A 5,013-nucleotide genomic window follows, 5' to 3' on the forward strand; every position below is an offset into this window, starting at 1 on the left:
CATGGTTTGCAAATACTTCGGATGCGTAAGCTGGATTTCCTGTAATCGTTTACCTGATGGCATAGTCTAATTTACTCCAATTAAAGAGCTGTCGCAAACAGAAAGTACAATTGTGCTATTAATTAATACGATTGTGCGGCCTCCAATCAGGAAATCGTTGAAAATTCAGGTATTCAATAACGAAAAAATGCTTCCATATGAGTACAACTACAGCTCCGGCACCCGTCTCCAAACCGGCACTCAGGCCCTCTTTTAAAGATCGGTACGATCATTATATCGGGGGACGATGGGTAGCTCCTGCCAACGGTCTTTATTTTACCAATATCTCCCCCATCGACGGAAAACCGTTTACGCAGGCGGCCAGAGGAACGGCGCCTGATATTGAAAAGGCTATTGATGCGGCCTGGGACGCCTTCCCAAAATGGTCAAAAACAAGTGTTGCCCAACGCAGTAATATCCTGCTGAAAATTGCACAGGTTATTGAAGATAACCTGGAATACCTGGCCCGGGTAGAAACCATCGATAATGGCAAAGCTATCCGCGAAACAAGGGCCGCAGATCTACCCCTGGTAGTGGATCATTTCCGTTATTTTGCCGGCGTGATCCGTTCGGAGGAAGGCAGTATCAGCGAACATGATGAAACAACTGTAAGTATCAACCTGCATGAACCGATCGGGGTAGTGGCGCAAATTATTCCCTGGAATTTTCCCGTGCTGATGGCCGCCTGGAAAATAGCACCGGCACTGGCAGCGGGCTGTTGTGTGGTGGTTAAGCCGGCCGAACAAACCCCTACCAGTATTATGTGCCTTATGGAACTGATCGGAGACCTGCTACCCGCCGGAGTATTAAATATTGTAACAGGATTTGGTTTGGAAGCGGGTAAACCATTGGCTACCTCTCCGAGGGTCAGTAAAGTTGCCTTCACCGGTGAAACTACAACCGGACAACTGATTATGCAATATGCCTCGGAAAACCTAGTGCCGGTAACGATGGAACTGGGTGGAAAAAGTCCCAATATTTTTTTCTCCTCTGTAGGGGATTCCGACGATGCGTTTTTTGATAAAGCAGTAGAAGGTGCTGTGCTGTTTGCCCTAAACCAGGGAGAGGTTTGCACCTGTCCATCAAGAATTTTAGTACAGGAAGATATTTATGAAAAATTTATGGAGCGAGTCGTACGACGTACGCAAGCCATAAAAATGGGTAACCCGCTGGCAGACGACACTATGATGGGAGCGCAGGCTTCAGAGGATCAATACCATAAAATTCTTAACTATATTGATATCGGCAAGCAGGAAGGTGCCCAGGTTTTATGTGGCGGCGGCCCATTCCACATTAACTCCGGACTGGAACATGGCTACTATGTGCAGCCCACCATTTTCCGCGGACATAATAAAATGCGGGTTTTCCAGGAAGAGATTTTTGGTCCGGTTGTGTCTGTTACCACCTTTAAAACAGTGGAAGAGGCAATTTCTATCGCGAATGATACCCTGTATGGGTTGGGCGCTGGGGTATGGACCCGCGATGCCCATGAACTTTATCAGGTGCCGCGAGCAATTCAGGCTGGTCGGGTTTGGGTAAACTGTTACCATCATTACCCGGCGCATGCACCATTTGGCGGCTATAAAAAATCCGGCTTTGGACGCGAAACGCATAAAATGATGCTGAATCATTACCGGCAAACTAAAAATATGCTGATCAGTTACAGCCAATCCAAGCTAGGTTTTTTCTAACAGTTGAAACCATAAGGAGCGCCGGGTTTCCTGCGGGAACCTGGCGTCTTCTGTAAGGTGTCAGATACGTGTTGGAACTGGTGTCTGACACCTTATCTTTACCCCATGAAAATTACACTTGAAAACGAAGCGATTAGAGCAGTTATTGATACCATCGGTGCTGAGCTGCAGGAATTGAAAGCAGTACCTTCCGGAATCAATTATTTGTGGAGCGGAGATCCCGCTTTTTGGGGTAAGTTTTCACCCATCCTTTTTCCCATTGTAGGAACCCTGAAAGAAAATACCTATTTCTATAAAAATCATACGTACTCGCTTCCCCGCCACGGTTTCGCCAGGGAAAAAAATTTCGAATGTATTCAGCAAACAAACGATAGCGCCAGCTTCCTGCTTACCGATGATGCCTCCACCAAAGAAGTATTTCCTTTTTCTTTTCAATTGGTAGTAAGGTATACCCTGCACCAAAATCTTCTGGCCTGCGCTTATATGGTCACCAATCCGGGGTCAGAAGATCTTTATTTTTCCCTGGGTGCCCATCCGGCATTCGCTGTTCCCCAGGAAACATTTTCCGGCAGTTCAGCATATACAGATTATTATCTTCAATTCGATAAGTCAGACAGTCTCCAGCCGTTCAGGTTAGATAAAGGCTTGATTGGTGAAGAAACAGCAGCTATACCCTTAAGCAACCGCCGGCTACAGCTCGATAAACGCCTGTTTCAGGAAGATGCCATCGTATTAAAAAATTTACCTGATACGCAAATCAGCCTCCGTTCCCATAAACATGCACATGGACTGGATTTTCGTTTTGAGGATTTCCCTTTCTTCGGTATCTGGGCTGCACCCAATGCCCCCTTTGTTTGCCTCGAACCCTGGTGCGGAATCGCTGATTCGGTTCAGCACAACCAGCAGTTAGAACAGAAAGAAGGCGTCATTCGCCTACAGCCCCAGGCAATTTTCGAAAGAAAATGGACCGTAACGCTGTTTTGATTACCGGTTTTTGGCAGGGATTTTTTCTACCGTCACCTCCCAGCCTGGTCCGGATCCAATTGCAAAAGCCTGTGAAAAATTTCCCTGGTTAATGCCGAACGCTAAATGGAGCAGGCTATTTAAGTAGGCCACCGGCTTGCCTTCGGGCACTGCAGAAAAAGTGGCGCCGAAATAAACAGTATCCCTGTATAATTGCTGGTCCGCTTTACTAACTGATACTAACAACCGATCGCCATAACTGATCCCTTTTTCAGCCACCAACGCTTGGGGTATATTGGTCCAGATATTACCGTATTGCGGATCCAGTACCGGGATACTACCCAGCAGCTTTTTCCCATCTATCCGCGCTTGTTGAAAAGGGAGTTTAATCACGGCATCGGGCTGTAATAAGGGACCGATTGCTGTAAATGAAAGTTGGCCTGCGGCCAATCGGGCAGCTGTGTAAGCGTACAAATCCCGGCCATGAAATGTATAGGAATCGGAAGAGCCCGGCAACCGATTATCTAACTCGTTTATCATTCGGAGCGAATCAATGCCGATTTCCAGTGCCAGTAGGGTTAGGGTACCATTGTCTGGACTTACAATAAACTGTCCGGTTTTTAATTTTGCCACTACCGAGCGTCGATCTGATCCTACGCCGGGGTCTACTACGGATACAAAAACGGTGCCCGCTGGCCAATAAGGAACCGTTTGCCGAAGCCGGTAGGCGGCCTGCCAGATATCGTAAGGGGGTATTTCATGGGTGAGGTCGAACTGGGCCAGCTCGGCGGATACGCCGTAGGCAACCCCTTTCATGGCGGCCACCGCCCCGTCCTTTAGACCGAAATCTGTCTGATATACCAGCACTGCTTGCTGGGCAAAGAGTCTGTAACCAGGTGGCCAGCAGAAAAACGCAAGTAGAAGGAAACGTACCATGGGTAAGTATTATGCCCGATAAAGTTAGTAGAAAGCTGGCCCCAATTGCACTATCTTTACGGTTCATCGAAATGTGTTTTACAAGTGAAGTTTAATGAATTGAATCTGGATCCGGGACTAATGGAAGGAATCGACGCATCCGGATATGTTACCCTAACACCTGTACAGGAACAGGTTATGCCATCCATTTTAGAAGGTAGAGATCTGATCGCATCTGCCCAAACCGGAACCGGCAAAACAGCTGCCTTTCTTTTACCCATACTAAGCAAACTAATTGAACATCGGCATGCCGGGCATACCAGTGGTGTAATCATTGTACCAACCCGTGAGCTGGCCGTACAAATTGCACAGCATGTGGAAGGGTTGTCCTATTTTACGCCCATCAGTTCCATTGCCATTTATGGCGGGGGCGATGGAGGTGCTTTTGTGCAGGAAAAACAGGCTCTCCGAAATGGCGTAGACCTGGTGATTTGTACACCCGGTAAACTCATAGCCCACCTCAATATGGGCTATGTAGATTTTAGCGAAGTTCAGTTCCTGGTTTTGGATGAGGCGGATCGTATGCTGGATATGGGATTTCATGACGATATCATGCGTATTATCCGACACCTCCCGGAAAAGCGGCAAAGCCTGCTGTTTTCTGCTACAATGCCGGAGAAAATCCGTAGCCTGGCAAAAAAAATATTGAAAAATCCGGTTGAAGTCAATATCGCTATTTCTCGTCCGCCGGAGAAAATTGTACAACGCGCTTACATTGTATACGAACCTCAGAAAAATGCCCTGATCCAACAGATCATCAGGGATACCCCGCATCGCAGCCTGGTAATTTTCTGTTCGCGTAAGCATACGGTGAAAGAACTAACGCAAACCCTTAAGCGCGCAAAGTTTACCGTTGCTGAAATCCATTCGGACCTGGAGCAGGCAGAACGCGAAGATATTCTGATGGGATTCAAAAGCGGTCGCATTCCGGTGATTGTTGCCACCGATGTGTTGAGTCGGGGAATAGATATCGATACTATTGATGTGGTTATAAATTATGATGTACCACATGATGGCGAAGATTATGTACACCGCATTGGCCGAACTGCCCGCGCTGAAAAGGATGGAAAAGCCTTTACTCTTGTAAGTGAACAGGAAATGGGGCGTTTCGGGCGTATTGAACAGCTGATCGGAAATGAAGTGCCGAAACTTGAGATCCCGGCTGAATTAGGGCCCGGCCCGGAGTATAATCCCGGTAGAAGGGGAAAAAAAGGGAGAAGAGAGGATAGAGGAAAAGGAGGGCAGAGAGGAAAAAGGGAGGAAAGGGTGGAGAGGGAGAAAAGGGGGGAAAGGGTAAAAGAGGGGGAGAAGGTGAAAGGAGAGAAAAGGGAGGAAAGGGTGAAAG

At 47.5% G+C, this 5,013-nt stretch carries 4 protein-coding genes; 3 read left to right on the forward strand and 1 reads right to left on the reverse strand.

Features of this window, described 5'->3' with window-relative positions; all coding sequences use genetic code 11:
* Nucleotides 1–197: 197 nt before the first annotated feature.
* Both A1D16_RS20345 and A1D16_RS20350 read left to right on the forward strand, forming a co-directional pair.
* Entirely contained in the window at nucleotides 198–1,730 is a 1,533-nt protein-coding gene (locus A1D16_RS20345) for an aldehyde dehydrogenase family protein (RefSeq protein ID WP_290713052.1), read from the forward strand.
* A gap of 105 nt (nucleotides 1,731–1,835) precedes the next feature.
* The gene (locus A1D16_RS20350; protein ID WP_290713055.1) at nucleotides 1,836–2,714 is read left to right on the forward strand and encodes an aldose 1-epimerase family protein; all 879 of its coding nucleotides are present in this window, start codon (nucleotides 1,836–1,838) and stop codon (nucleotides 2,712–2,714) included.
* On the opposite strand, the gene A1D16_RS20355 is transcribed toward A1D16_RS20350, so the two are convergent.
* The gene (locus tag A1D16_RS20355) at nucleotides 2,715–3,629 is read right to left on the reverse strand and encodes an S-adenosyl-l-methionine hydroxide adenosyltransferase family protein (protein ID WP_290713058.1); all 915 of its coding nucleotides are present in this window, start codon (nucleotides 3,627–3,629) and stop codon (nucleotides 2,715–2,717) included.
* A 99-nt stretch (nucleotides 3,630–3,728) separates the two neighbouring features.
* Between A1D16_RS20355 and A1D16_RS20360 the strand changes: the two genes are divergently transcribed.
* Nucleotides 3,729–5,013 (forward strand): DEAD/DEAH box helicase (locus A1D16_RS20360; protein ID WP_290713061.1); only part of this gene is annotated, 1,285 nt, incomplete at its 3' end.

Origin of the sequence: Flavihumibacter sp. CACIAM 22H1, from assembly GCF_001601815.1 — a bacterium.
Lineage (GTDB): Bacteria > Bacteroidota > Bacteroidia > Chitinophagales > Chitinophagaceae > Flavihumibacter.